This is a genomic window from Thioclava nitratireducens (assembly GCF_001940525.2).
GTDB classification, from domain to species: Bacteria; Pseudomonadota; Alphaproteobacteria; order Rhodobacterales; family Rhodobacteraceae; genus Thioclava; species Thioclava nitratireducens.
Window position 1 is genome coordinate 491544 of the sequence record NZ_CP019437.1, and the last position, 23473, is coordinate 515016.

The 23473-nt window shown below is 64.7% G+C and carries 25 protein-coding genes and 2 pseudogenes; 15 read left to right on the forward strand and 12 right to left on the reverse strand.

Annotation, left to right across the window (positions count from 1 at the left end):
* Positions 1-97: 97 nt before the first annotated feature.
* The gene (locus BMG03_RS02520; protein WP_075776633.1) at positions 98-1456 is read right to left on the reverse strand and encodes a sensor histidine kinase; all 1359 of its coding nucleotides are present in this window, start codon (positions 1454-1456) and stop codon (positions 98-100) included.
* Positions 1456-2130 carry a response regulator transcription factor gene (locus tag BMG03_RS02525; protein ID WP_075776632.1) on the reverse strand — a complete coding sequence of 225 codons (675 nt, stop codon included), beginning with the start codon at positions 2128-2130 and terminating at the stop codon, positions 1456-1458. The genes BMG03_RS02520 and BMG03_RS02525 overlap by 1 nt, the downstream gene beginning before the upstream one ends.
* A 306-nt stretch (positions 2131-2436) precedes the next feature.
* On the opposite strand from BMG03_RS02525, the gene BMG03_RS02530 reads away from it, so the two are divergent.
* The 10 genes and pseudogenes from BMG03_RS02530 to BMG03_RS02575 all read left to right on the forward strand — a co-directional run bounded on the left by BMG03_RS02530 (position 2437) and on the right by BMG03_RS02575 (position 10365).
* A complete protein-coding gene (locus BMG03_RS02530) occupies positions 2437-2913 on the forward strand; it encodes a hypothetical protein (RefSeq protein ID WP_157771539.1) in 477 nt (158 codons plus the stop codon).
* An 8-nt stretch (positions 2914-2921) separates the two neighbouring features.
* Positions 2922-3701, forward strand: a complete 780-nt coding sequence (locus BMG03_RS02535) for a COG4705 family protein (RefSeq protein WP_075777679.1) — start codon at positions 2922-2924, stop codon at positions 3699-3701.
* A 175-nt stretch (positions 3702-3876) separates the two neighbouring features.
* A complete protein-coding gene (locus BMG03_RS02540) occupies positions 3877-4623 on the forward strand; it encodes an ABC transporter ATP-binding protein (RefSeq protein WP_077701066.1) in 747 nt (248 codons plus the stop codon).
* On the forward strand, positions 4620-5552 hold the full coding sequence (locus tag BMG03_RS02545) for an ABC transporter permease (protein ID WP_075777567.1): 933 nt from the start codon (positions 4620-4622) through the stop codon (positions 5550-5552). Before BMG03_RS02540 ends, BMG03_RS02545 begins: the two co-directional genes overlap by 4 nt.
* Complete coding sequence (locus tag BMG03_RS02550) at positions 5545-6528, forward strand: ABC transporter permease (protein ID WP_075777568.1); 984 nt, start codon at positions 5545-5547, stop codon at positions 6526-6528. The genes BMG03_RS02545 and BMG03_RS02550 overlap by 8 nt, the downstream gene beginning before the upstream one ends.
* Before the next feature lie 2 nt (positions 6529-6530).
* The gene (locus BMG03_RS02555; protein WP_075777569.1) at positions 6531-7142 is read left to right on the forward strand and encodes a hypothetical protein; all 612 of its coding nucleotides are present in this window, start codon (positions 6531-6533) and stop codon (positions 7140-7142) included.
* A 55-nt stretch (positions 7143-7197) separates the two neighbouring features.
* Entirely contained in the window at positions 7198-7785 is a 588-nt protein-coding gene (locus BMG03_RS02560; protein ID WP_077701067.1) for a tyrosine-protein phosphatase, read from the forward strand.
* A gap of 118 nt (positions 7786-7903) precedes the next feature.
* A complete protein-coding gene (locus tag BMG03_RS02565; RefSeq protein WP_075777570.1) occupies positions 7904-8371 on the forward strand; it encodes a GNAT family N-acetyltransferase in 468 nt (155 codons plus the stop codon).
* 337 nt (positions 8372-8708) lie between these two features.
* A pseudogene (locus BMG03_RS02570) lies at positions 8709-9109 on the forward strand (thiol-disulfide oxidoreductase DCC family protein).
* Positions 9110-9162: 53 nt separating this feature from the next.
* Entirely contained in the window at positions 9163-10365 is a 1203-nt protein-coding gene (locus BMG03_RS02575; RefSeq protein ID WP_075777581.1) for an MFS transporter, read from the forward strand.
* A gap of 109 nt (positions 10366-10474) precedes the next feature.
* Here the strand turns inward: BMG03_RS02575 and BMG03_RS02580 are convergent, their stop codons facing one another.
* On the reverse strand, positions 10475-11587 hold the full coding sequence (locus BMG03_RS02580; RefSeq protein WP_075777571.1) for a zinc-binding dehydrogenase: 1113 nt from the start codon (positions 11585-11587) through the stop codon (positions 10475-10477).
* Positions 11588-11903: 316 nt separating this feature from the next.
* Here BMG03_RS02580 and BMG03_RS02585 point away from each other — a divergent pair, with 316 nt between their 5' ends.
* The 3 genes from BMG03_RS02585 (at position 11904) to BMG03_RS02595 (ending at position 15798) form a co-directional block, all read left to right on the forward strand.
* A complete protein-coding gene (locus BMG03_RS02585) occupies positions 11904-13280 on the forward strand; it encodes an NAD-dependent succinate-semialdehyde dehydrogenase (RefSeq protein ID WP_075777572.1) in 1377 nt (458 codons plus the stop codon).
* Complete coding sequence (locus BMG03_RS02590) at positions 13277-13891, forward strand: glutathione S-transferase family protein (RefSeq protein ID WP_075777573.1); 615 nt, start codon at positions 13277-13279, stop codon at positions 13889-13891. The genes BMG03_RS02585 and BMG03_RS02590 overlap by 4 nt, the downstream gene beginning before the upstream one ends.
* Before the next feature lie 263 nt (positions 13892-14154).
* The gene (locus BMG03_RS02595; RefSeq protein WP_075777574.1) at positions 14155-15798 is read left to right on the forward strand and encodes a flavin monoamine oxidase family protein; all 1644 of its coding nucleotides are present in this window, start codon (positions 14155-14157) and stop codon (positions 15796-15798) included.
* 3 nt (positions 15799-15801) lie between these two features.
* Here the strand turns inward: BMG03_RS02595 and BMG03_RS02600 are convergent, their stop codons facing one another.
* The 9 genes from BMG03_RS02600 to BMG03_RS20920 all read right to left on the reverse strand — a co-directional run bounded on the left by BMG03_RS02600 (position 15802) and on the right by BMG03_RS20920 (position 22335).
* Entirely contained in the window at positions 15802-17121 is a 1320-nt protein-coding gene (locus tag BMG03_RS02600) for an MFS transporter (RefSeq protein WP_075777575.1), read from the reverse strand.
* A gap of 69 nt (positions 17122-17190) precedes the next feature.
* Positions 17191-17514, reverse strand: coding sequence for an SHOCT domain-containing protein (locus BMG03_RS02605; protein ID WP_075777576.1), 324 nt, complete (start codon positions 17512-17514; stop codon positions 17191-17193).
* Between the two features lie 102 nt (positions 17515-17616).
* The gene (locus tag BMG03_RS02610; RefSeq protein WP_075777577.1) at positions 17617-18390 is read right to left on the reverse strand and encodes an anti-sigma factor family protein; all 774 of its coding nucleotides are present in this window, start codon (positions 18388-18390) and stop codon (positions 17617-17619) included.
* The gene (locus BMG03_RS02615; RefSeq protein WP_233243071.1) at positions 18387-18911 is read right to left on the reverse strand and encodes an RNA polymerase sigma factor; all 525 of its coding nucleotides are present in this window, start codon (positions 18909-18911) and stop codon (positions 18387-18389) included. Before BMG03_RS02615 ends, BMG03_RS02610 begins: the two co-directional genes overlap by 4 nt.
* Before the next feature lie 56 nt (positions 18912-18967).
* On the reverse strand, positions 18968-19339 hold the full coding sequence (locus tag BMG03_RS02620) for a COG4315 family predicted lipoprotein (protein ID WP_075777578.1): 372 nt from the start codon (positions 19337-19339) through the stop codon (positions 18968-18970).
* Between the two features lie 101 nt (positions 19340-19440).
* The gene (locus BMG03_RS02625; protein ID WP_075777687.1) at positions 19441-20271 is read right to left on the reverse strand and encodes an FTR1 family iron permease; all 831 of its coding nucleotides are present in this window, start codon (positions 20269-20271) and stop codon (positions 19441-19443) included.
* A gap of 24 nt (positions 20272-20295) precedes the next feature.
* Positions 20296-20637 carry a cupredoxin domain-containing protein gene (locus tag BMG03_RS02630; RefSeq protein WP_075777688.1) on the reverse strand — a complete coding sequence of 114 codons (342 nt, stop codon included), beginning with the start codon at positions 20635-20637 and terminating at the stop codon, positions 20296-20298.
* A gap of 290 nt (positions 20638-20927) precedes the next feature.
* Positions 20928-21575, reverse strand: coding sequence for a lysophospholipid acyltransferase family protein (locus BMG03_RS02635; protein ID WP_077701068.1), 648 nt, complete (start codon positions 21573-21575; stop codon positions 20928-20930).
* Positions 21576-21699: 124 nt separating this feature from the next.
* Positions 21700-22335, reverse strand: a complete 636-nt coding sequence (locus BMG03_RS20920) for a DUF982 domain-containing protein (protein WP_244270982.1) — start codon at positions 22333-22335, stop codon at positions 21700-21702.
* A gap of 361 nt (positions 22336-22696) precedes the next feature.
* Between BMG03_RS20920 and BMG03_RS21245 the strand changes: the two are divergent.
* Positions 22697-22741, forward strand: a pseudogene (locus BMG03_RS21245) (hypothetical protein); the annotation flags it as partial.
* Positions 22742-23094: 353 nt separating this feature from the next.
* Positions 23095-23256 (forward strand): hypothetical protein, encoded by a 162-nt coding sequence (locus tag BMG03_RS20610; protein WP_157771540.1) that lies wholly within the window; start codon positions 23095-23097, stop codon positions 23254-23256.
* Positions 23257-23473: the final 217 nt, after the last annotated feature.

A 23473-nucleotide genomic window follows, 5' to 3' on the forward strand; every position in this document is an offset into this window, starting at 1 on the left:
ACCACGCGCGCTCATCGCTCAGAGGCCCGAGAGAGCGGGTGATTGATCGCCCCTTTTGCCTGCCCGGGGGGGCGGAATTTGCTCGCAGCGAGAGGCATCAAGGTTTCGGAAAGCGTATGTCCACTCGCAGACCGCGCTCGAGGTTCTGCAGGCGCAGCTCACCGCCGTGAATCTGGGCGATGGCGTCGACGAGGCTCAGGCCCAATCCGCTGCCCTGCGTGTTTCGGCTCCGGTCGAGGCGCACGAAACGTTCGCGCACCCGTGCCAGATCTCGATCCGGGATACCGGGGCCGTTATCGGTGACGCTCAATGTGATGTGATGGCGGGTCTCATGCACGCCGATCGAGACCCGTGCCGGGGACGGGCTGTAGCGAAGCGCGTTGTCCACGAGGTTCACGAGCGCCTGGAACAGAAGCTCGCGGTCGCCTTCGATCCGGACGTCTTCGGGCAGATCGAGCGCCAGTTCCTGCCCTGCATCCTCCGCGCCAGCGCCGAGCATCTCCGCCACGTCCTGACAGAGCTGCGTGAGGTCGATCGAGGCGCGCGTGATCTCGACCATTCCGGCTTGCATCCGGGACAGGCGCAGGATCGCGTCGAAGGTTTCCGAGACCTGATCGAGATCGCTCAGCGCTTTTCCGATTTCGCCGCGCTGCGCCAGCGGCAGCGACGAATCCAGCGCCACCGGCTCCAGCCGCAGCCGCAGTCGGGCGAGCGGCGCGCGCAGGTCATGGGCGACATCGGTCGAGACCTGCCGGATCGACGCGATCCCCGCCTCCAGTTGATCGAGCGCCTGATCCACGCTTTGCGCAAGACGCGCCACGTCGTCATCGCCTTCGTCGCGGATACGTAACCCGTGGCGACCTTCGCCCACCGCGTGCAGGACCTGCTCCATCCGGTCGATGCGCACCTCGTTGCGGCGCGCGATGAAGACCGCGAAGCTGATCGACAGCAGAAGCGCGAGCCCGAGGCCCCAGCCGAAACTGGTGGCGAGGATTTCGCCCTGCTCGCGGAGCCACGCATCGTCGCGCCCCGTCATCAGCCAGCCCGAGGGGAGCCGCATCCCGAAGGTGACATAGCCCTCGGGGACATTCGCGCCGGGCGGATCGAGGAGCGTTACGTCGGGTCCTGGTTCGAGATGGCGCGCCCCTTCGAACTGGCTTGCGACGCGAACATTGCCAAGCGGTTTGGAGCCATCGGCCGGCACGAAGGTCACGATATTCGCGCCGTCGCGACTCGTCGTCATCCGCGCCGAGATCTGCTCGCTCAGGTCCTGCAAGTCGGCGCCGCGGGCCGAGATGGCGAGCGCCTCGGTATCGGCGCGCACCTCGCCTTCGAGGCGACGGCTCATTTCCTTGGATTGCAGCGTGTAGGAGACCCCGCCCGCAACCAGTGCGGCAAAAGCGAAGACCGTCGAGATCGCGATGGCGAAGCGCATCGACCAAGTGAATGCACGCATCACGAGGCCTCGAACACGTAACCGATCCCATGCAGCGTCGTTAGGTAGGGGGTCGCGAAAGGCTTGTCGATCTTGCCGCGCAGACGGCTGATATGAGTCTCGACGACGCTGCTTTTCGGGTCGAAATGAATGTCCCAGATCGCCTCCAGCAGGATCGTCTTGGTCTGCACCCGGCCGGGACGTTCCATGAAGTGCTTCAGAAGCATGAATTCCCGCGGCTGCAATTCGATGCACTGGCCTTCGCGCCACGCCTCCCGGGCGAGCAGGTCGAGGCGCAGATCGCCCTGCACCAGTTCGGTCACCTCTGCCTTGAGGGCAGGGCGGCGCGCGATCGTGTCGATCCGCGCGAGCAGTTCGACGAAAGCGAAAGGCTTGACCATGTAGTCATCGGCCCCTGCGCGCAGCCCGGCGACGCGATCTTCGACGCTGCCCATCGCGGTCAGCAGAATCGCGGGCGTGGCGATCTGCGCGGCGCGCAACGCCTTGAGCAGGGCCAGCCCATCGAGCCCCGGCATCATCCGGTCGAAGATGAACAGGTCGTAGCTCTGCGCGGTGGCTTGGGTCAGCGCTTCGCGCCCGTCGCGGAGCAGGTCGACGGCATGACCTTCACCGGTCAGCCCCTTGCGCAGGTAGTCGCCGGTCTCGGCATCGTCTTCGGCAATCAGGATCTTCATCGCACCATCTTTCGATAACGGACCGGCATTGTCACGGTCGGCCCCGCTACGCCTGTGCGATTTCTTACAAATTCGTAAGACGGGAGCAAAACGCTTCGTCCTTCTGCAGGCGATTGCTGGCGGCATCGGTGCGGATGCATCGCAAGCAATGAGGACCTTATGCGAAACCTGCTTCTTTCCGCCGCGCTCATCGCGTTGCCGGTCGCGTCATTTTCAATGGTCGAAATGGCCATGAATACGGGAGGGCCGGGCGCTTCCGCGGCGCAAGCTGCAAGCCTCGGCGATATGAGCCCTTACGAGACGATCGTGAGCGATACACAGATGCTTGCCAAGAAAGGCGAGTTCACCGCTGCGGAGAAACGTATCACCGATCTGGAGACCCTTTGGGACAAGAACGCGGCCAAGCTGCGCAAGGCCGATCCTTCCGCCTGGGGCATGATCGACGGTGCGGCGGACAAGGCTTTCGCCGCGCTGCGCACGAAGTCGCCGGATTCGAAAACCGTGATGCAGAGCCTTAACGGCTTGCAGACCGCGCTTGCCGATCCGGTGCCCTCGGAAGTCGGGGCTGTGCAGAAAGTCGCGGGCATCGCGGTGACCGACAAGACCGGCCATGCGCTGCCCTGCGAGGCGATGATCGGGAAAGTTCGAGATACGCTCGGCGGCAAAACCGCGCCGCAAGCGGTCTCCGATCTTCAGGCGAAAGCGCTCGAGCGCTGCAACGCCGACGACGATACCCGCGCCGATGCGTTCTCGGCGCAGGCGCTGGCAATGCTGAACGACTGAGGCGCAACATGAGCTATCAACAGACTTTCATCTACCCCGACGAAGAGTTGACCAACCCGGTCAGCCGCGTTCCCGAGGTCACGCCGGGCTTCTGGCTCATCAAACTAATGGCGGTGACGATGGGCGAGACGGCGGCCGACTTTCTGGCCGTCAATCTCGGTCTCGGCCTGACCGCGACGACGATTCTGATGACCGCGATCCTCGCCTTGGTGATCCGCTGGCAATTCGCGCAGCGCCGCTACGTGCCTGCAGTCTACTGGTCGGCGGTGGTGCTGATCTCGATCGTGGGGACGCTGATCACCGACAACATGACCGACAATCTCGGGATTCCCCTGATCGACTCGACGATCGGGTTCACCATCCTGCTGGGCGCGACCTTCGCGGCGTGGTTCGCCTCCGAGCGCACGCTCTCGATTCATGAGGTCTACACCGCCCGGCGCGAAGGGTTCTACTGGCTCGCGATCCTGTTCACCTTCGCGCTCGGCACGGCGGTCGGCGATCTGATCTCCGAGCAGTTCGGGATAGGTTATCTCGCGACCGGCATCCTCTTCGGGCTGATCATCGCGTCGCTCACCGTGGGATATGTCACCTTCAATCTGGGCGGGCTCTGGGCGTTCTGGCTCTGCTATATCTTCACCCGCCCGCTGGGTGCGTCCTTCGGCGATCTTCTCTCGCAACCGACCGATTATGGCGGGCTGGGCTTCGGCACCGTTCCCACCAGCCTCGGCTTCCTCGCCGTCATCGCAATCACCGTCGCCGCGATGACCGTGAAACGCAGGCGCATCTGATTCCCTTTCCAGATCGTACGCCGCGTGGCCCTCCGTCCCGTCCGTCCGGGGCGGAGGGTTTTTCGTCTGGGCCAAGCCGGTAATCCAGCTTCTCACCGATTTGTAAGAAACTGTCGAAGTCGATCCGGATCGCGACGGGCAATTTCCTCTCAACATCAAAAGGAGGTGCCCAGAGATGCAAACAGACACACCAGCCGTCAGCACGCGGGGACTTACCCTGCGCTACGGCGATTTTACCGCGCTCCAGCCGCTCGATCTCGATATCGGACGTGGCGAGATCTTCGGATTTCTCGGCCATAACGGCGCGGGCAAGACCACGACGATCCGGCTACTGACGACGCTCATGGAGCCCAGCGGCGGCACGGCGAGCGTCGCCGGCTGCGACCTCGCGCATAACCGCATCGCGCTGCGCCGCGCCATCGGCTACCTGCCCGAGAACGTCCGCCTCTACGACACGCTCACCACGCGCGAGAACCTGCGCTTCTTCGCGGCGCTCTCGCGGATCGAGGATGCCCGCGACCGCGTCGAGGAGGTGATGGAGTTCCTCGGCATCACCGATCTGGCCGACCGCCGGATCGCGACCTTTTCCAAGGGGATGCGCCAGCGGGTCGGCTTGGCCCAGGCCATCGTCCACCGTCCGCAGGTCCTGTTCCTCGACGAGCCGACCTCAGGGCTCGATCCGATGGGGGTGCGCCAACTGCGCGAGGTGCTCGAGCGGTTGAACGCGCAGGGCATGACGATCTTCATGAACACCCACCTGCTGAGCGAGGTGGCGCGGTCGTGTTCCTCCATCGGCGTTCTTTCGCATGGGCAGCTGGTCTTCCACGACACGATCGAAACGGTGAACGCGCGCTACGGCTCGGAAGAGGCCCTCGAGGAGCTTTACCTCTCGGTGGTGCCGGATCGCGAGGTCGCGGCATGACACCTTCCACGATCCTGCGCCGCCACGCGCTTGACGCGCTTGCACGCGAGCGGACGATCGCGCTGGTGGCCGCGCTGTTCGCCGCGCTGGTGCTGGTCTCGGCCTATCTCGGCTGGTCCGCGACCTCGACGGTCGACGCGATCTACGCCAGCGCCACGCATTGGTTCGAAGCAAATGGCAAGCCGGTGCCGCCAAACCCGGTTACGCAAGGCTCGCCGCTGGCGCTGCTGCGCAACCTCACGATCTATATCAGCCTGATCGGCGCCTTTTCGGCCATCGTGATCGGCTACCGGATGGTCGAGACCGACCGCCGGGCCGGCGTGCTGCCGCTGATCGGCGCGCGCCCGCTGGAGCGGCTCGATTACGCGCGAGGCAAGGTCTCGGCACTCGCTCTGGGCGTCGGCGGACTGGCCGCGCTTGCGGGCGTAGTGGGTGCCGCGACCCTCGTCATCCTGCCTTCGGTGCATCTCGCCGCAGGGGATTGGGCGCGGCTGGCTGCGTTCTTCTCTCTGGGCTGGCTCTACATGATGACCTTCGGGCTGATCGCGATCGGTGCTTCGGCGCGCGCGCGCAGCGAAACCGTGGGTCTGATGGTGCCGACGGTGGTGTGGCTGGTGCTGACCTTCGTCTGGCCTGCGCTGACCGGAAACATCCTGCCCACCGCTGCGATCAACCCGATCTCGGCCCTCGCACCCGCCCCGCAATCCGCGATCTTCGACCTCTCCGCAAACCTGCTCGGGCCGTTCTCGCTGGCCGAAGCCTACAAGTATCTCGGAGCGGAGCTGATGGGTTACCTGCCCGACGGTCTGCCGCCGCGCGGTCCCGTGCCGCCGCTGGTCGTGATGATGCTCTTCGCTGCGGGCTCCGGCCTCTATGCGCTGCGCGGCTGCCTCAAGCTCGACATGACAAAGGGAGGCCCCGATGCCTGATCTCTCCGCAATCTCTACCGTTGCGCTCAAGGACGCGCGGATCGCGCTGCGCGACCGTTTCCTGCTCGCCGCCACGCTGGCGCTCGTCGCCGCCGCGCTGATCTCGCTGATCACCGGGACGGTTGCGATGCGCACCGATGTCGCCACCTACATGGCCGCGAAACAGCAGCTGCTGGCGCTCGGCAAAAGCCTCGGTTCGATCGCGGCGCCTGAGTTCTATCCGCTGAAGCTGATGCGCGGGACGATCGAGCAGATCGAGATCATGGGCGCGGTGATCGCGCTGATCGCGGGCTACCGCGCCGCCGTCGAGGAGCGCGGACGCCAGACGTTGGCGCTGATCCTGACGCGGCCGCTCTCGAACTGGCAGTTCCTCGCCGCGAAGCTGCTGGGCGGGGCCGGGCTGATGGGGGCGGCGCTGGCTTGCGTCTTCGCGCTCTGCGCAGTGGTGCTCGCGCTCGGTTCGGGCATTGGGATCGGGGCGAATGACCTCTTGCGCCTTGCGATCACCTGGGGGGCTTCGACGCTCTATCTTAGCGCGATCTTTGCGGTGGGCTTCGGGCTGAGCCTCTGGCTGAAAAGCCCGGCTAGCGGGCTGCTCTACGCCTTCGCGCTGTGGCTGCTGGTGGTCCTCGTCGCGCCGCAGATCGGCGACACTATGGACCCCGATAACCAGGTCGCAGGCGGCGTCTTCGCGCAGCTTTCGATCCCGAAGGCCGAGCAGACCAAGATCAAGCAGGGCTTCGCCACCTACGAAACCATCCGCAACGGGATCGAGGTCTCGTCCGTGACCAAGCATTACGAGCGCTTCACCTTCGCGGTGCTCGGAATCAAGGACATCTACACCGGCAAAGCGCTCGGGCCGATCTGGGCCGACAAGAAGGGCGATGCCTGGTTCCTCATTCTCTTCACCCTCGGTCTCGGCGGGCTCGTCCTGCTGCGTCCGATCCGTGCCGACCGTCTGACCAAGGAGACCTGACGATGAACAAGACGCTTTCCACCCTCACCGTGCTGCTGATGCTCGCCGCTGGCGGCGCCCAGGCCGCGCAGACCGATACCGACAAGGATGGCGTGCCCGACATGGCCGAGCCGCTGCTGCACACCGATCCGCAGAACCCCGATACCGATGGCGACGGGCAGAACGATTTGGCCGACAAGGACCCGGTGGTCGCGCAAAGCCCGATCCAGCCCGGGGGCACTGGCGCGCCGTTCCATATCGGAGAGCTGCTGGTCGAGAACAATGTCGATCCCGCGACCCATACGGACGCGCCCGATCACCTCGAGATCCAGCTGGTCAATGACAGTAACAAGCCGCTGAGGGGCTTCACCCTCTTCTACACCATCACCGACGCCGATAGCGGCGCGAAGGAGGCCTACATCCTGCACCCCGACGTGACCGTTCCCGCCAATGGCTCGGCCCGCATCCATGTCGATGACAGCGGCAAGCCGGGGCATCTGCGGGCGAACCCGAACTCGATCTACACCACAGCGCAATCCGCGAAACAGGTCGAGGTGAGCCTGCAGCTTCCGGGCTCTGCCGCGGTGACGCAGGGTGTCAAGAAAGACGCCGGCGGCGCCGAGCAGGCGGATTGATCGCCAACCATCGCAGAGCGGCCCCGCATCTGGGGCCGCAACGGAGACAGAGGCGATGAAACTTCGCGAAATCGCGCGGATCGTGGGCACCGTATTGGTCGGGACGCTCGCGGCGCTGGTGCTCTATTTCGGGTATTTGCAGGTGACCGGAAATTTCCACACCGTGGTGGCTGGAGAGTTCTATCGTTCGAACCAACCGACCGCCGCGAGGTTGAAGGCCTACAAGAAAAAGGACGGCATACGATCGGTCCTGAACCTGCGCGGAGCGCATCCGGGACAGGCGTGGTACGATCAGGAGAAGGCTGCGGCGAAACGGCTTGGATTGGAATTGATCGACTTCAAGATGTCCGACCATCAAACCCTCAGCCCGATCCGCCTCGCGGCGCTCGAAGGGGCGATGGCGCGGGCGCCCAAGCCCGTTCTGGTTCACTGCAAGGCGGGGGCGGATCGCACCGGGCTCGCTGCCGCGCTTTACCTTTATCATCAGAAGAAGCGTTCGCCTTCCGAGGCGGGTTGGCAGCTCTCGTTTCTCTACGGCCATATAGGCGTGCCGTGGCTCTCGAGAGCCCGGCCGATGGACGAGACCTGGATGGCGGTGAATACTGGCGACCGCGTGCCGGCTGTTGCGTGGCGTGGGTCGTGACCGCGGCGATTAGTCCAGCGAGCGCTGCGGTTGACCCGCAAGGGGCTTCTGTGTCAGGCACGCGACCTTTCATGATCCACCTCGGCGCGCGCGCCGGGCCCAGCCTAAGGAAGGACATATGGCACTCACCCTGCGCCGCAACCGCGACCGCGATCTGGCCCCCTTGGCAGCGATGCTGTCGGACGCCGAAATTCCCCTGCTCAATCCCAATGCGAAAGTTCCGTTCGACGAGATGGAATGGCATCGCAAGTGGCTTGGAGAACATCAGGACGTCTCGTTCTACCTTCAGGATGAGACGGGGCGGGATGTCGGTTTCTTCGCGCTGCGCGAGGGTATCGGGCCGGAGGTGCGGCACCTGACCTACGTCTATCTCGTCGAAGAGGCGCGTGGCGGGGCGGCTGCAGAGCTGACGGGGCACGTGGAACAGGCGGCGCGAGACCTCGGCGCGCTGTCGCTGACCCTGAAGGTGGAGCTCGATAACGCGCCGGCCTTCAACGCCTATCTCTCGGCCGGCTACGAGGAACTGTCCCGCCGTCAGGGCATGGCGACGATGCGGTTGGATCTGGAGGAGAGGCCCGCCGAATAAGCGGGGCTTCCGACGGGTGTGGCGCAAAATGAGAACCGTTGGTTCGCGGTCCTCCAGGTCGTTCAGGCCGTCGCTTCGCGATCCAATCTTACGCGCGGTCCGCGGCCTTCGCCTGATAACCTTCGAGCTTAGTTCTCAAGGCGCGACCGTCGCAACCTGAGCAGGCGGATGCATTTCGAGCGTATTTCGAGCGTTGGCGGCTCTGCTGCGGGGCGATGAATTGCCCCGAGGCGCTTTCGGATGGACCTGCGCGTTCGCGGAACCAACGAGCCTGCTGCGAAAGATCCTCGAACTGTCCGGGCGCGTAACACTCATCGAAGCTGAAGATGAGGGAAACGTGCGCCGATCCGCGACGAATACGACAAGCAAGGCGACCGTCTTCTATGACGGGGCGTGCCCGCTTTGTCGTGCCGAAATCGGGCTCTATCGCGAAGCGCCGGGGGCGGACGCTTTGGAGTTCGTCGATCTCTCCGACCCGGGCGCGACTCTGCCCGACGCTCTGAACCGGGACGACGCGCTGGCGCGGTTTCACGTGCGGACGCGGGATGGGCGTCTCGTCTCGGGGGCACCGCGTTTGCAGAGCTCTGGGCGCAACTTCCGCGCTGGCGTGGTCTGGCGCGCATCGCGCGATGGCCGATTGTCAGGACTCTCCTCGAACTGGCCTACCGTATCTTTCTGAAGCTGCGCCCCGGTATCGTCTGGCTCTTCGTCAGGCTGGCGGGGCCGCGCGCCCGATGAGCGTGATGCCGGTGGATCAGCCAAGGGACTTTTGGCGCGTGGGGTTTCTCGCGATGGCGCTCGCGACGGCGAGCATCCCGATCTACATCCACCTGCCGAGTTTTGCGGCGACGCGACTTGGCCTGTCGCTCGGTCAGGTCGGGGCGATCCTGCTGCTGATCCGTATCGTGGATTTCCTGCAGGATCCGCTCTTGGGGTGGATGACAGACCGCTGGGCGCAGTACCGCTCGGGGTTCGCGGCCCTCGCGATGGCGCTGCTGGCGGCGGGCTGTGTCGCGGTCTTTTCTCTGCCAGTGCAGGGAAGTCCCGCGCTTTGGCTGACCGGGGGGCTTGTCGTCGCGTTCACGGGGTATAGCCTCGGGACGATCCTGATCTACGGCCAGAGCGCCGCTTTCGCCGGATCGGGGCGGACCCAGTCGCAGCTGAGCCTCGCCGGCTGGCGCGAAACCGGCGTTCTGATCGGGGTGACGCTCGGCGCGATCGCGCCGGCGCTGCTTTCGACGCTCCACGATCAATCGGATGGCTACCGGCCTTTCGGCTGGCTGATCGCGCTGTTGTCGTTGATCGCGGTCGCGTTGGCGCGGCCGCTTTGGCGCAAGACGCAACTCGCCTCGACGCGGTTGGACTGGCGGGGACTCATCGGGTCAGGCGCGGGTTGGCTCTTGCTGCTGGCCTTCGTCAACAGCCTGCCGGTGGCCGTGACATCGACGCTGTTTCTGTTCTTCGTGGGGGACCGGCTTGGCTTGCCGGACTTGGCAGGACCATTTCTTATCCTGTTCTTCATAGCCGCCGGGGCGAGTGCCCCTCTATGGGGACGTCTCGCCAGACGGTTCGGCGCCCGCCGGGTGCTGCTGGTCGCGATGGTTCTTGCAATCGTGAGCTTCGTCGGCGCCTTCAGCCTGCCGACCGGGGCCGCTTTACCGTTCGCGGCGATCTGTATCGGGTCGGGTGTCGCGCTCGGAGCGGATATGGTGATCCTATCGGCGCTTTTCGCGTCAGCGCTGTCGCGTGCGGGGCTGCAAGCGGGGCAGGCGTTCGGGATCTGGAATTTCAGCGCCAAGGCGACTTTGGCGATCGCCGCCGGGACCGTGTTGCCGTTGCTTCAATATTTCGGATACCAGCCCGGCGCAGGCAACACCGGCGCGGCGCTCTCGGCGCTCAATGTCAGCTATGCGCTCGTGCCCTGCGCGCTGAAACTGGCGGCGATCGCGCTCGTGCTCGGATTGCCTCGCGACATTCTCGACAATTCGAGCTGATGCGGAGCGCGCGCAAGGCAGATTACGATCTAACCCTCATTTGTTCGACGCCGAAGCGACCCCGATCGGATCAGGGCTACTCCGGCGACGCATCGTCAGGATCAGAGGCTCAGGACCAGGGGGTCACGAGGTATTTCTCGCCGGTCTTCGTTTTCCGGTAATCGGTCACGGCCTCTTTCGTCAGCATCTCGTCGAGATTGACGCGGGTCTTGTAATGGCTTGCGAAGGTGGTCGTGAGATTGTCGCGCACTCGCTTGCGCATCCGCGCGACGGTCTCTTGCCCGGCCGATTGCAGGAACGGAAACAGCAGCCAGCCCGAGAGCGTCCAACCGAAGCCGTAGCTCGGCGAGAGGGTCGTCGGGCCGGTGTCGAGACGTCCGTAAATGAACATCCGCTTCGGCTGGTTCGAGCCGTAGCGCGAATATTCCGTCATCCGGCTCACCGCGACCTGCTCCATCGCCTTGAAGGCGTTGTCGACCGCATGGCCGCCGCCGATCGGATCGAAGCCGTAGAAGGCTCCGGTGTCGTCGATCGCATCGCGAAGCCGTTCCATGAAATCGTCATCCGAGGAGTTCACGACATGGGTGGAGCCGATCTTCTTGAGCAGATCGACCTGATCGTCCTTGCGAACGATATTCACCAGACCGAGACCGTCCTCCTGACAGATGCGCGTCAACATCTGCCCGAGGTTCGACGCGCCAACCGTGTGCAGGATCGCATCCTGCCCGTCCATCTTGGCGTTCTCGACGAAGCCGAGCGCGGTCATCGGATTGACGAAGGCGCTCGCGCCATCTTCGGAGGAATGATCGCCCAGCGGCAGGCACATCTCCGCATCGGCGATGCAATACTGGCTATAGGCGTTGCCCGGCACGCAGGAGACGCGCTGCCCCATAAGCGCTTTCGCCGCGTCGCTGTCGCCGGTTGCGACGACCGTGCCTGCGCCCTCGTTGCCCGCGGGCAGCTTCAGACCGTGCCGCGCTTTCGAGCCCGCGTTGAACGGCTCGGGCATCTTGGCCACGAATTTGCCGGGGGAATACGCGGCGTTCTCCATATCCGCCGCGCCCACGAGGATGGCGAGGTCTGAGGGGTTGATCGGAGCCGCCTCCATTTTGACGAGAACCTGATTGCCGGTTGGGTCGGGGAAATCCACGTCCTCGATCGCGACGGTGAGTGTGCCGTCCGCCTCCAGCGTCGTGAACAGTTGTTTGCCAGTGGTCGCCATGTCGATCTCCAGATGCCTGATTTGGGGTGAAAACTCGGGTCGGGTCGCGAACGGAGCTCCGGGAGATTGCGCCCGCACCGTCCGCGCTTGCCTTGCCAGATAGAGCGGGGCGCCCGCGCGGCGACCGCGTGCGACGCGACGTCTTGTCGGTTCGCGTGTCCGGCATCGCCGCGAGCGACTGGCGAATATCGGTGGCCCGCACATTTGTGCGGGGGGATTTGACCGGTGAGGCCCGCGAAAGCCTGCGCTGCCGCGACGGGCGCTGGAACTCCTGCCCGCGGCGAAAGTTGGCCCCTTTGAAATCGAAGGAGTCCCCATGTCAACGATCACCACCACCAACCCCGCAACGGGCGAGACGATCAAGACCTATCCTCTGATGAGCGAGGCCGAGGCCTTCGAGAAGGTCGAGGCCGCGCATTCCGCCTTTCTGGATTGGCGCGCGCGGACGCCCGCCGAGCGCGCGCCCTACCTGACCAAGATCGCAGAAAAGCTCCGCGAGAACGCGGATGAGCTGGCCGCGCTGATGACGCGCGAGACCGGCAAGCTGCTGAAGGACGGCAAGGCCGAGGTCGAGATCTGTGCCGCGATCCTCGACTATACCGCGAAGACCGGCCCCCACGCGCTGGCCGACGAGGAGCGTACCCACGGCACAGAGGGATCGCGCGGTGTCGTGACCTACCAGCCGATCGGCGTGATCTACTCGATCCAGCCGTGGAACTTCCCGCTTTACCAGCCGATCCGGGTGCTCGCGGCGAACCTGATGGCGGGCAATGCCTGCGTACTCAAACATGCCAGTATCTGCACCGGCTCGGGCCTGCGCCTGCGCGACTTGTGTATCGAGGCAGGGCTGCCCGAGGACCTCTTCCAGGTCATTTTGATCGACCACGACACCAGCGACAAATTGATCGCGCATCCCAAGGTGCGCGGTGTGACCCTGACCGGTAGCGACGACGCGGGCCGCCACGTCGGAAGCGTCGCCTCGAAGTCACTGAAGAAGACCGTGCTGGAGCTGGGCTCCAACGATGCCTACCTCGTTCTGGAAGATGCCGATATCGAAACGGCGGTGAAATTCTCCGTGATGGGGCGGCTGTACAATAACGGCGAAACCTGCGTCTCGGCGAAACGGTTCATCGTCGCGGACAAGGTCTATGACGCGTTCGTCGAGGCCTTCGTGGAGCAGATGAAGGCGATCAAGATGGGCGATCCCACCAAGGACGACGTCCAGCTTGGTCCGCTTTCGAGCGACGACCAGTTCGCGATGGTCAAGGAGCAGGTGGAACAGAGCCTCGCCAAAGGGGCGAAGGCGCTTTGCGGCGGCGAGGCCCCGGATATCACCGGCGCCTACTACCCCGCGACGGTGCTGGTCGATGTGGCTCCCGGGATGCCCGCCTATGACGACGAGATATTCGGCCCCGTCGCAGCGGTGATCCGCGCCAAGGATGACGAGGATGCGATGCGCATCGCCAATGACAGCCGATATGGCCTTGGCGGCGGGATCTTCAGCAAGGACGAAGACCGTGCGCTCAAGCTCGCTCGCGATCACTTCGACACCGGGATGGTGAGGATCAACTCTTTCGGGACTGCCGATCCGAACATGCCCTTCGGTGGCGTCAAGGATTCGGGCTACGGCCGCGAGCATGGCGGCTTCGGCATGAAGGAATTCGTCAACGCAAAAGCGGTGTTCCTGCCATGATCACCCTTCACGCCCTGCACTATTCCCGCGCGACCCGCGTGCTGTGGCTGCTCGCCGATCTGGGCGAGCCCTGCCACCGGGTCGATTATCAGCGCACCGAGAATTTTCGCGCGCCGGAGGCCCTGTCGCGGGTTCACCCGCTGGGCAAGTCGCCGGTGATCGAGGACGGCAACCGGATACTCGCGGAATCCGCGACGATCCTGCGTTACCTCGTCGCGAAATACGGTGACGAGACCCATACGCCGCCGCGTGGTACGCCGGAATTCTGGCAGCACGAAGAACTGCTGGATTATGTCGAAAGCTCGTTTGCCGAGGTTGCGCTGCGGGCGGTCCTGCCCGCCTTCCGGGGCAAGCCGGTGCCCGCAGAGGCGCAGGCGGCGCTCAATTCTCATCTCAATTTCATCGGGCGGACGATCGGTACCGGGCCAATGCTCTTCGGCGAGAGGGCGATGCTGGCCGATATCCAGATGTCCTATGTCATCGCCTTGCTGGCGCGGCTCGATCTGCTGGGAGAGCATCCCAAGGTCGGCGCCTACTGGAGCGCCTTGCAGGCGCAGCCCGGCTATATCGCCGCCGTCAAGGCCGCAGGCCCAATGGCACCGCCCGGCTGACACTCCGGGCAGCCCCGATCCACTCATGCGAAATAGGGCAGCGCGACGCCTCTCGCGCTGCCCTTCATCTTGTGCCGGGCGCAACACCGCGATCCGGGTTGAGCGCGCACGACCGATCTCAGGATGTTGAAGGTCTGCCCCGAGAAGTCCTCGCAAGGGCGGCGGAAAAACTGCTACTCGCTTGCACAGGCCGATATTCTCGTGGAGGTGTTCTCTACCGCTGCGGTCGGCGACGGTGAGGTTTGGCGCAACAGGAGACAGCGATGCAGGAACTGACAGCCTTCGGCCCGGATTTTCCCTTTTCCTACGAGGACTGGATCAGTCACCCCGCGGGTCTCGGTACGCTGCCCAAGGATGTGCTGGGCGCGCCGGTCGCCATCATCGGCGCCGGGGCGGCCGGGGTCATCGCGGCCTACGAATTGATGAAGCTCGGTCTGCGGCCAGTGGTCTACGAGTCCTCGCAATTCGGCGGGCGGTTGCGTTCGCAGAGCTTCGAAGGGACGGACGGGGTCGTCGCGGAGCTTGGCGGGATGCGCTTTCCCGTGTCCTCGCGGGGGTTCTACCATTACGTCGATCTTGTCGGATGCGAGAGCCGCCCCTTTCCGAACCCGCTGACGCCCGCCGCCGGATCGACCGTCATCGAGCTTGAAGGCGAAAGGCATTTCGCACGCAGCCTCGACGACCTGCCCGAGGGGTTCCACCAGATCGCGCAAGCCTATGACGAAGCGCTGCGCAGTCAGGCGGCCTTCCCCGACCTGCAAGCCGCGGTGCGCGCCAAGGATGTGGCCGCGATCAAGGCGATCTGGGATCCGCTTGTCAAAGATTGGGACGAGCGCACCTTCTACGATTTCGTGGCCCATTCGGAGGCGTTCCAAAAGCTCGATTTCTCGCATCGTGAGATTTTCGGTCAGGTCGGGTTCGGCACCGGCGGCTGGGATTCGGACTTCCCGAACTCGATGCTGGAGATCCTGCGGGTAAATCTGCTCGGGCTCGACGATGACCAGCGCTATATCGTGGGCGGTGTCGAGACTGTCCTGCATCGCCTGTGGAACGCGGCGCCGGCCTGCGCGCATTGGCCCGAGGGTACGACGCTCGCGAGCCTGCATGGCGGCGCGACGCGCAGCCGGGCGACCGCGCTGAGCCGCGCCGGAGAGATGATCCGGCTGCGCGACCAGTGGGGCAACGAGGACGACTATGCCGCGGTGCTCGCGACGTGCCAGACGCACTTGCTGACGACGGCGATCGAGACCGAAGAGGACCTGTTCGATCAGAAGATGTGGATGGCGCTTGACCGGACCCGCTACATGCAGGCCGCGAAGACCTTCGTCATGGTCGACCGGCCGTTCTGGAACGACATCGACCCGGAAACCGGCGAACCGCTGATGTCGATGACGCTGACCGACAGGCTGACGCGCGGCACCTATTTCTTTGATAACGGGCCCGACCGCCCCGGCGTGATCTGCCTCAGCTACGCCTGGATGAGCGACGCGCTCAAGGTGCTGCCGCTCAGTGCGGAACGCCGGGTCGAGCTGTCTCTGCAGGCGCTAGGGAAAATCTACCCCGGCGTCGACATTGCCTCGCATATCCGCGGCCAGCCGATCTGCGTGAGCTGGGAGGCGGACGAAAACTTCCTCGGGGCCTTCAAGGGCGCGCTGCCGGGTCACTACCGCTACAACCACCGCATTTACGGCCACTTCATGCAACAAGGCATGGCGGCGAGCCAGAGGGGCGTCTTCCTCGCCGGGGACGGTGTCAGCTGGACTCCCGCCTGGGTCGAGGGCGCGGTGCAGACATCTCTCAACGCGGTGTGGGGGATCATGACGCATCTCGGCGGACGCAGCCCCGAGGAAAACCCCGGACCCGGCGATCTCTATCCCGAGCGCGGGCCGATCAAGCTGGCCGATTGAGCCTCAGAACCGGTTGCCCCAATGCGGGTGGAGGTCGTCGATCACCAGCGGATGGCGATGGGTGCGTTGGCCCTGCAGATGCGGGTGATCCGGCGCGAGATTGTCGTGGCGATGCTCCAGCGAGACCGGATCGCCGGAGGGCCAGACGCGCAGCGCGACGGCCAGCCCGAGCATCGCCACGCCCGAGAGACCGAGCAATGCCGGGACCGCGCCGAACTCCGTCATCAGCCAGCCGGAGAGCGGATAGGTCACCAGCCAGCAGGCATGGCTCAGCGCGAATTGCGCCGCAAAGAGGGCGGGGCGGTCCTCGGGATGCGCGGAGCGTCGCAGCAATCGGCCCGACGGAGTGAGCACGGCCGAATAGCCCAAGCCCGTCGCCAGCCATGCTGCGAGAAGCAGGGGCCAGCTCAGCCCGGCCGTCGAGATTGCTAAGGCAAGGCCGAGAAGCGCGCCGATCATCACGCCTGCGCCCGACAGCATCACCGGGCGGTCCGCTATGCTTTCGAGGATACGGGGCAGGCCGAGGGCCGCCAGCATCGACCCCGCCCCAAAGGCGAACATCGTCCAGGCCAGATCGCTGTCCGACAGGTGGAGCCCGCCGCGTACCAGCACCACCGAGTTCACCAGCACCATCGCACCCGCCGCAGCGGCGGCGAGATTCACCGCCAGAAGTCCCCGCAGCCGTGGCGTCGCAAGGTAGATCCGAATGCCGCGCGTGGTCCGGTCATAGATGCCGCGCCGGGTTGCTGCCTGCGGGCTCGGCAGGATCACCGACACAACCAGCAGCGCCGAACCCGCGAACCCCGCGACCGTGCCGAGAAACAGGCTGTTATAGCTCATCACCGCAAGCAGCAGCGCCGCGAGCGTCGGGCTGACGATATTCTCGAGGTCGTAGGCCAGTCGGGACAGGGACAGCGCGCGAGTGTAGCGCTCTTCTTCCGGCAGCACATCCGGCAGCGTCGCCTGAAATGTCGGGGTGAAGGCGGCGGAGGCCGATTGGAGAAGGAAGATCAGCACATAGACCTGCCAGACCTCGGTCACGAACGGCAGCGCCAGCGCCGCGAAGGCCCGGACGAGGTCGAGCGTGACCAGAAGCGCCCGTCGGTTTACCCTGTCGGCGAAGGCGCCTGCCACCGGCGCGATCCCGACATAGGCCACCATCTTGATCGTGAAGACCGTGCCAAGCACCATGCCCGCTTGATCTCCCGCCAGATCGAAGGCCAGCAGCCCGAGCGCAACCGTGGCGAGCCCGGTGCCCAGAAGCGCAACGATCTGAGCGGCGAAGAGATGGCGATAAGTTCTGTCAGCGAGGATGGCGAGCATGGGCTCAGGAATAGCGTGAAACGGTCCTGCGTTCCATGCGATCCGTCGCGATCCGCGCGCGCAGCCCGGTCATTCTTCGAGCGCCTTACGGCGGGCCTGATATTCCTCGGGGTCGATTTCCCCCTTCGCGAGACGTTCCTTGAGAATGTCGAGCGCGGTGTTCTGGCTCCGGCCCGGTCCGCGTTCCGTGAACCAGCGCACGGCAAGTACGGCAAGGAGAATGAGTACCCCCCAGAATACCACCATCATGCCGACACCGAAGAAGCCGTAACCGTCGCCCCACATCATGGGATGACCATAATATCCCTCTCCATAGCCGCTCGGGGCGTCGGCGAAAGCCACGGCCGGGGCAAGGGGTGCGAGAAATGCAGTGAAAAGAGAAAGTTTCGTCATAATCGCCTCCACGGGTTCGTTTCCGCCTCGATACACCTCTGACGAGTTCGCGACATTGAGGCAGATCAACGGCGCGCTCGGACGGTCCCTTGCGCACGTCGTTCATCCGGTGAAGGCGAGCTGTCGGTAGGCGGCCTTGGCCATCGGCCAGAGTGCAGCGCTGCTCAGCGGCGCGGAGAGGGCGAAGCCGTAGCCGCCGTCGACCCAGACGAGACTCGCGACACCATCCCCTTCGGTCAGGCGAAATGCGGTCTCTCCAGTGGAAAGCGCGGTGACATAGAGCGTCAGGCGCGCGCCTGCTTGGGTTTCATACATCAGCTGCGCGGCGGGACCCTGATCGGCAGGCAACAGGCGTCCGCCCACGAGTGTGTAGCCCTGCGCCGACAGGTCCGGGGCGACCAGCTTGCGGTCGAGCCGTTTCGACAACCACGCCATCAGGTGCGCGCGCTCCTGCGCTGCGACCTCGACCGGGTGGACGACCTCCACCGAATAGACCGCGTGGGCGACCTGCGCCTCGCGGGCGAGTTCGGTCAGCGGAGCGCGGGGGGATCCGCCGCCCTGCCGCGCTAGCCCCCAACCGGCGCCAAGCCCCGCTGCGAAGAGCGCGATAGCCGCCGCTACCCTCGGAACCCAGCCTGCCCCCGCGGGCGCAGCGAGGCGCAGCCGCGCAGGGATAGGCGCGGCGTGGACCGGCGCGAGGGCTGCGCGCAGCGCGTCGCGATCGGCGCGCATCGCGGACAGCCGCTGCGCCAGCGCCGGATCCGCCGCGAGCTTGGCCTGCATCCGGGCGCGATCTTTGGGAGCGAGCCGGCCATCGAGATAGGCGTGCACCTCCGCCTCGTTTCGCATGATGGGATCTGCATGGGGATCGGTCATTTGAGCCTCCGCAGATGGGGGTGGCGCGTGCGATCGGGGCGGTCATGGCCAGTCATCTCGCGCAGCGCCTCGCGTCCCCGGGCGAGGCGCGACATCACCGTACCCTTCGGCAGGCCAAGAATCCGGGCGACCGCCTCGTAGCTGAAATCCTCGACTCCGACCAAGAGAAGTACCTCCTGCTGCTCGATCGGCAGGCGAGCGAGCGCACTGAACACGTCGCCGAGAAAGACGACCGTTTCGGCATCAGCATCGCGCCCTGCGAGCCCGTCGGGATCGAGCGCCCCGCCCTCGGGGCGGCGGATGCGACGGCGATGCGCATCGTGGTAAAGGTTCCGCAGGATGCGAAACAGCCAGGCCCGCAACTGGTCTTCCGAACGCAGCAGGTGCCAGCGCGTCAGCGCCCGCGCGAGACAGTCCTGCACAAGATCGTCCGCCGCGTCGCGCTCGCGGGTCAGCGCGAAGGCGAAGCGGCGCAGCGCGGGAATCTGCGCCTCGATCAGGTGGCGGGTGCGACGGGTCACATGGGCAGGCCTTGTTCGACCGGGCGGCGTCAATGCGATACCGCCCGGGGATTGCGTCAGGGCTGAGCGACTTTCCACGCGCCGTTGGCGACGCCGTCACCGGTCACGTCGCCCGGCTTCGTGTCATTCTTCCAAGTATACAGTGGTTGGCCCTTGTAAGCCCATTGCTTCGTGCCGTCGTCGCGGGTGATCACGCTCCAGTCGCCCATCGCCTGATCTTCGGCGGTGGCCATCAGCGGCGGCCAGTTCGTGGCGCAGGGCCCGGTGCAGGCGGACATCCCCTCACTGTCCTTGGCGAAGGTGTAGAGCGTCATGCCCGCGGAGTCGACGAGCGTCGGCCCCTTGGCGGTGTCGGTGACACTGGCGGGATCGGCTTGCGCAATGCTCGCGGCCAGCAAAACGGCAGTGGTCAGCAGAAAACGTTTCATCTTCCTCTCCTCTCGGGTTTGGGTCCTGTAGGGAAGAAGACGACCCCGGCGCGGGAATAATCCCGGCCGGGGCAAAAAAATGCGAATTGTAAGGATGGGCCTCAGGCCAGACGGGCTTGTAAGCTGCGGCTCTGCCAGCGCAGGATACCTGCGACCGACGCCCAGTAGACGATCCAGCCGCCCAGCGTCGCGGCGTCCGGCGCGGCACGGTAACCGGTCAGCGCCGAGATCAGCCCGCCAAGACGGCCCCCGTCATCGAGCAGCGCACTCATGTCCCAGAGTGGCGCGCCGAAGGGCAGGATGCCCGTCGAGACGAGATCATCCACGCCGGTGGTGAAGAGCGCAGCGCCCAGCAGGAGCAGCATCACCTCGGACACCCGGAAGAAGCCGCGCCACGGCAGGAACTTCGCGCCGGCCCGCAGCAGCGCATAAGTCGCTCCGGCCGCGGCCACACCGACCGCGATCGAGGCGAGAACGCCGGTCATCTCGCTCTGCTTCGCCGCGGCGAGCGAGCCGTAGAGGAATACTACCGTTTCCGAGCCCTCGCGCGCTACCGCCGCCATCGCGAGTAGGAAAACCGCCCACCAGCCCTGACGTATCGCGGCGGCCTTCAGCCCGGCCTCGAGATCGCGTTTCAGCGTGCGGCCGTGGCCGCGCATCCAGACCACCATCTGCACGATCAGCCCGGCGGCGACGAAGACCATCACCGTCATCAGGTCCTGACGGACCTCGGTCGACAGCAGTTTCGAGAAGCCCAGCAGCGTCAGCGCGAAGGCCAGCGCCAGCGCCAGCCCGGTCAGAACGCCACCCCAGAGGAAGCGCGCCGCGCGTCGCCCGGCGCCTTCATGTGCGAGCCATCCCGCGAGAATGCCGATGACGAGAAGCGCCTCGACGCTCTCGCGCCACAGGATGAAGATGATCTGTCCGTCCATGACATTCTCTCGTGGGTTGGTGGGTTACTTGACGACGATCGTGCCCTTGGCGGTGTCTTGATCCTCGTGGAATTCCTCGACGAAGGGATAGCTGCCCGCCGGCAGCGCCCGGAGTTCGATCGTCTCAGTCTGGCCCGGCGCGATGATCTTCTCGATCCGCAGGCGCTTGCTCTCGAACTCGGCTGCGGTCTTGCCGGTATTCGAGACGGTCAGCGTCACGGCGGTATCCGCGGGAAGGTCGATCTGCTGCGGCGAGACGACCCCGTCGGTCAGGGTAATCGTCGGGATTGTCTCGTCCGCCACGGCCAGCGCCGGCGCGCAGGCGAGCACGAAAAGCGCGGGAAGAATGCGTGAAATGCGAGTCATGATGTTCCTGCTTGTCTGTTCGGTGTCCGAATAACCGACAAAAACACTTGGGTCAAGAAATCCCGATTAAAATGCTATGGCTTTTGACTCGGGACAGCGGATGGGCGCTGAGCCGTCTGGCTCTTCTGTTCGCGGGCAGCCGATGACAGACCATCGGCCATAGGCGCCGCGATGCGTTTTTGTATTCATTTCAAGAATAGGGGCCTCTCATTGTGAGGCCCGCTCTTCGCGGGCGCCAAGGGAGAGGCCGGTCCCACGCAAGAAACGCAGGACACATTTAGCCTATTCGTTCAGGGTCGCGCGGGGGGTAGGCGGTCCTTCTCGACGTTGAGAAGCGCTTCGACCTGCGCGCTGACCTCTGCCGCGGGGAGGCCGGGGGGGATCGCCGGGAAGTAGGCCACAGTGATGGTGCCGCCGGTCTTCGCGTCTTTGCGCCAGACATGGCCGGCATTATGCGCGACGGGGACGATCGGCAGGCCGAGCTTGCGATAAAGCGCGATAAGGCCGGGCTGGAACTCGCAGCGATCGTCCACGCCGACCCGCGTCCCTTCTGGAAAGATCAAAATCGAGCGGCCCTTGGCGGCCTCTTCGCGCGCCTGAGTGATCATCCCGGCGAGGGCGCGTCCGCCCGCGCTGCGGTCGATCAGGATCATCGGCGAATGTTCGAGGTACCAGCCGAAGATCGGGATACGCCGCAACTCGTGTTTCGCGATGACGCAGACATCGGGCACGAGCCGGTTGAAGGCCAGCGTCTCCCAGGTGGATTGGTGGTTGCAGACGTAGATGCAAGGGCTGTCGAGATGCTTGTTCTCGAGCCCTTGCTCCTGCACGCGCAACCTGAGAACCCCGCGTGCGAGCGCGAAGACCCCGCCGGTCCAGAACCGGACCGCGGCGCGCACGAGCCGCGGTCGCCGAGCCAGCGCGAGGACCGGGATCATCGGGGCTTGCAGTGCAGTCCACGTACCGAAGAGCGCGTCGAAGAGCTTCGAGCGCAGGCCTTCCAGCCGAGGCGCCGATCTCTCCCGATCCTGTCGCGCCCGCGGCGCCGTATGTGGTGTTTGATCAGGCTGCAATCGAATGATCCAAGGTTTCCGATGGCAAGAATCCGGCAGTGGTTGCGGCACCAAGGAAGGCGCTGCGCGCGTCGGCCACGGTGCCCAGACACTCCATTGCCGCTTCGACGCGGTCAATCGCGCGGCTCTGCGCGAGGTCGCTGACCGGCCATTTCTTGCGCAACCAGTAATGCACCTGTTCGATGGTGCTGAAGGACTTGACGTCGCCTTTCGGCGACACGACGAGGGAGATGGGTTTGCCCCAGTAAATTTCGATCAAGGTTCGTATCTTTCCAAGTGTCCGTGACAGCACCGATTTCAACGGTCGCGCGATCACGGAGGCATAGGCGGGCGAAGCCGGCGCTATGCGGTGAATTGGGTTGGCGCGCGTTGGCGCGCTGATCTGGTATTCCGAGCGGATCATGACGTGTCGGCTTCGATGCGCGAAGGTCACGATCCGGCCCCTTTGGTACGCGAAGCTCTCCCGGAGGTCGCGAGGGGCGGAAATAGCGGTGGCGACCAAGGTCAGCTCGATATGGTGGCTGAGGGGTTGGTCTGCTCGAACGGCGTCACGCCACGATTGGCCGATGTGAGGCTCCTTTTCCTTGATGCCGCCTTTGAAAAGCTGCGGCCCGACAAAGCTCAAGATCGTCGCTGAGCCGGGAGGAACAGGGTCCGAGAATTAAGATTTTCGAATTTACATATAAGCGATTTGCCCCCGAATTACGAGGCAATTGCCCGAACGCGTCGGAGTTTTTGCGCAACGGTTTGATTGTGCAGGATATAATTCCGTGCCCTGAAAGGTCGAGAGATGAGGGCCGGGGCATGCCCCCTATTTGCTTTGCAAAAAGAGCCAGCGTCGCGTAAGTATGACGAGCAACGTTATTCCCTTCTGCAACCTGTCTATCTTCTTGGCTACAGTCTGCCTCGTCGAAGCGGCTGAGTCTGGCTGTCGCATTCTGCGGACGGCCTCTGCGTGAAGAGGCGCCACGACGGCCAATGGCATCGTGAGACGGTTCAACCGGACAATAGGCTTCGGCTTTATCGAAGCGAAGACCGGCGGACGGGGTATTTTCGTTCATATCTCGGCTCTGAAGCGCGGGCCTCTCGCAGCTCCATCACGGGCAAGCCGGGACTTACGAAATCGATACCGGTCGCGACGGGCGCCAGCCCGCCCGACCACCGCTCCGGAAAAGACGGACGCTGCAGTGCGGCTCATCCGTGAGGACAATGCCGAGAAAAAGCGGCTCCGACCGCACGCATACGCGCGGCCCGATTGCCACGGATCGACGAACGCGCCGCAACGCCGCCTTCTCGCGAGGAGAGACCGCGAAGTTGACCGGAGACTCCGGTCACCCAGAGGAGTTCCCCGAGTATTTCTCCGGGATAAAATGGAGGGCCGAACATGGCTGTCGAAAAAATGCCTGCGGGCAGGAAACCCCAGACCACCGAGCTTGCGAACAATAAGGGCCATGCCGCCCTCGCTTGGCATCACTTCTTCCGGGGGCTGTCCGAAGAGAAGAGTGACGATACGCGCAGCGCCTTGCCGCGCGGCGTTCAGGAATGATCTTTCCTGCAACACAGGACCGGAGTTCCCGGCAAGATGGCTGAGCGATGTGATGTTCCGTGTGAACCGGTCGGCGTTCGCCACACGACTTGCCGGGAGGTGGAGCGGCAGGGGGAAGCTCCTGCCGCTTTGCTTTTTCGAAGACGGTATCGATGATCTTCAGGAACAGGGATCGTCGATCAGCCGCGCGGGCTTGGCGAAAGCGCGAAGACTTTCC

Excerpts from the sequence above, each read along its gene's own strand:
- BMG03_RS02585 (WP_075777572.1), top strand. The coding sequence starts at position 11,904 with ATGTCAACGATCACCACCACCAACCCCGCAACGGGCGAGACGATCAAG.
- BMG03_RS02555 (WP_075777569.1), top strand. The coding sequence starts at position 6,531 with ATGAACAAGACGCTTTCCACCCTCACCGTGCTGCTGATGCTCGCCGCT.
- BMG03_RS02620 (WP_075777578.1), bottom strand. The coding sequence starts at position 19,339 with ATGAAACGTTTTCTGCTGACCACTGCCGTTTTGCTGGCCGCGAGCATT.
- BMG03_RS02545 (WP_075777567.1), top strand. The coding sequence starts at position 4,620 with ATGACACCTTCCACGATCCTGCGCCGCCACGCGCTTGACGCGCTTGCA.
- BMG03_RS02625 (WP_075777687.1), bottom strand. The coding sequence starts at position 20,271 with ATGGACGGACAGATCATCTTCATCCTGTGGCGCGAGAGCGTCGAGGCG.
- BMG03_RS02565 (WP_075777570.1), top strand. The coding sequence starts at position 7,904 with ATGGCACTCACCCTGCGCCGCAACCGCGACCGCGATCTGGCCCCCTTG.
- BMG03_RS02635 (WP_077701068.1), bottom strand. The coding sequence starts at position 21,575 with ATGATCCCGGTCCTCGCGCTGGCTCGGCGACCGCGGCTCGTGCGCGCC.
- BMG03_RS02595 (WP_075777574.1), top strand. The coding sequence starts at position 14,155 with ATGCAGGAACTGACAGCCTTCGGCCCGGATTTTCCCTTTTCCTACGAG.
- BMG03_RS20610 (WP_157771540.1), top strand. The coding sequence starts at position 23,095 with ATGGCTGTCGAAAAAATGCCTGCGGGCAGGAAACCCCAGACCACCGAG.
- BMG03_RS02535 (WP_075777679.1), top strand. The coding sequence starts at position 2,922 with ATGAGCTATCAACAGACTTTCATCTACCCCGACGAAGAGTTGACCAAC.
- BMG03_RS02560 (WP_077701067.1), top strand. The coding sequence starts at position 7,198 with ATGAAACTTCGCGAAATCGCGCGGATCGTGGGCACCGTATTGGTCGGG.
- BMG03_RS02600 (WP_075777575.1), bottom strand. The coding sequence starts at position 17,121 with ATGCTCGCCATCCTCGCTGACAGAACTTATCGCCATCTCTTCGCCGCT.
- BMG03_RS02525 (WP_075776632.1), bottom strand. The coding sequence starts at position 2,130 with ATGAAGATCCTGATTGCCGAAGACGATGCCGAGACCGGCGACTACCTG.
- BMG03_RS02550 (WP_075777568.1), top strand. The coding sequence starts at position 5,545 with ATGCCTGATCTCTCCGCAATCTCTACCGTTGCGCTCAAGGACGCGCGG.
- BMG03_RS02605 (WP_075777576.1), bottom strand. The coding sequence starts at position 17,514 with ATGACGAAACTTTCTCTTTTCACTGCATTTCTCGCACCCCTTGCCCCG.
- BMG03_RS02520 (WP_075776633.1), bottom strand. The coding sequence starts at position 1,456 with ATGCGTGCATTCACTTGGTCGATGCGCTTCGCCATCGCGATCTCGACG.
- BMG03_RS02580 (WP_075777571.1), bottom strand. The coding sequence starts at position 11,587 with ATGGCGACCACTGGCAAACAACTGTTCACGACGCTGGAGGCGGACGGC.
- BMG03_RS02540 (WP_077701066.1), top strand. The coding sequence starts at position 3,877 with ATGCAAACAGACACACCAGCCGTCAGCACGCGGGGACTTACCCTGCGC.
- BMG03_RS02590 (WP_075777573.1), top strand. The coding sequence starts at position 13,277 with ATGATCACCCTTCACGCCCTGCACTATTCCCGCGCGACCCGCGTGCTG.
- BMG03_RS02630 (WP_075777688.1), bottom strand. The coding sequence starts at position 20,637 with ATGACTCGCATTTCACGCATTCTTCCCGCGCTTTTCGTGCTCGCCTGC.
- BMG03_RS02610 (WP_075777577.1), bottom strand. The coding sequence starts at position 18,390 with ATGACCGATCCCCATGCAGATCCCATCATGCGAAACGAGGCGGAGGTG.
- BMG03_RS02575 (WP_075777581.1), top strand. The coding sequence starts at position 9,163 with ATGGCGCTCGCGACGGCGAGCATCCCGATCTACATCCACCTGCCGAGT.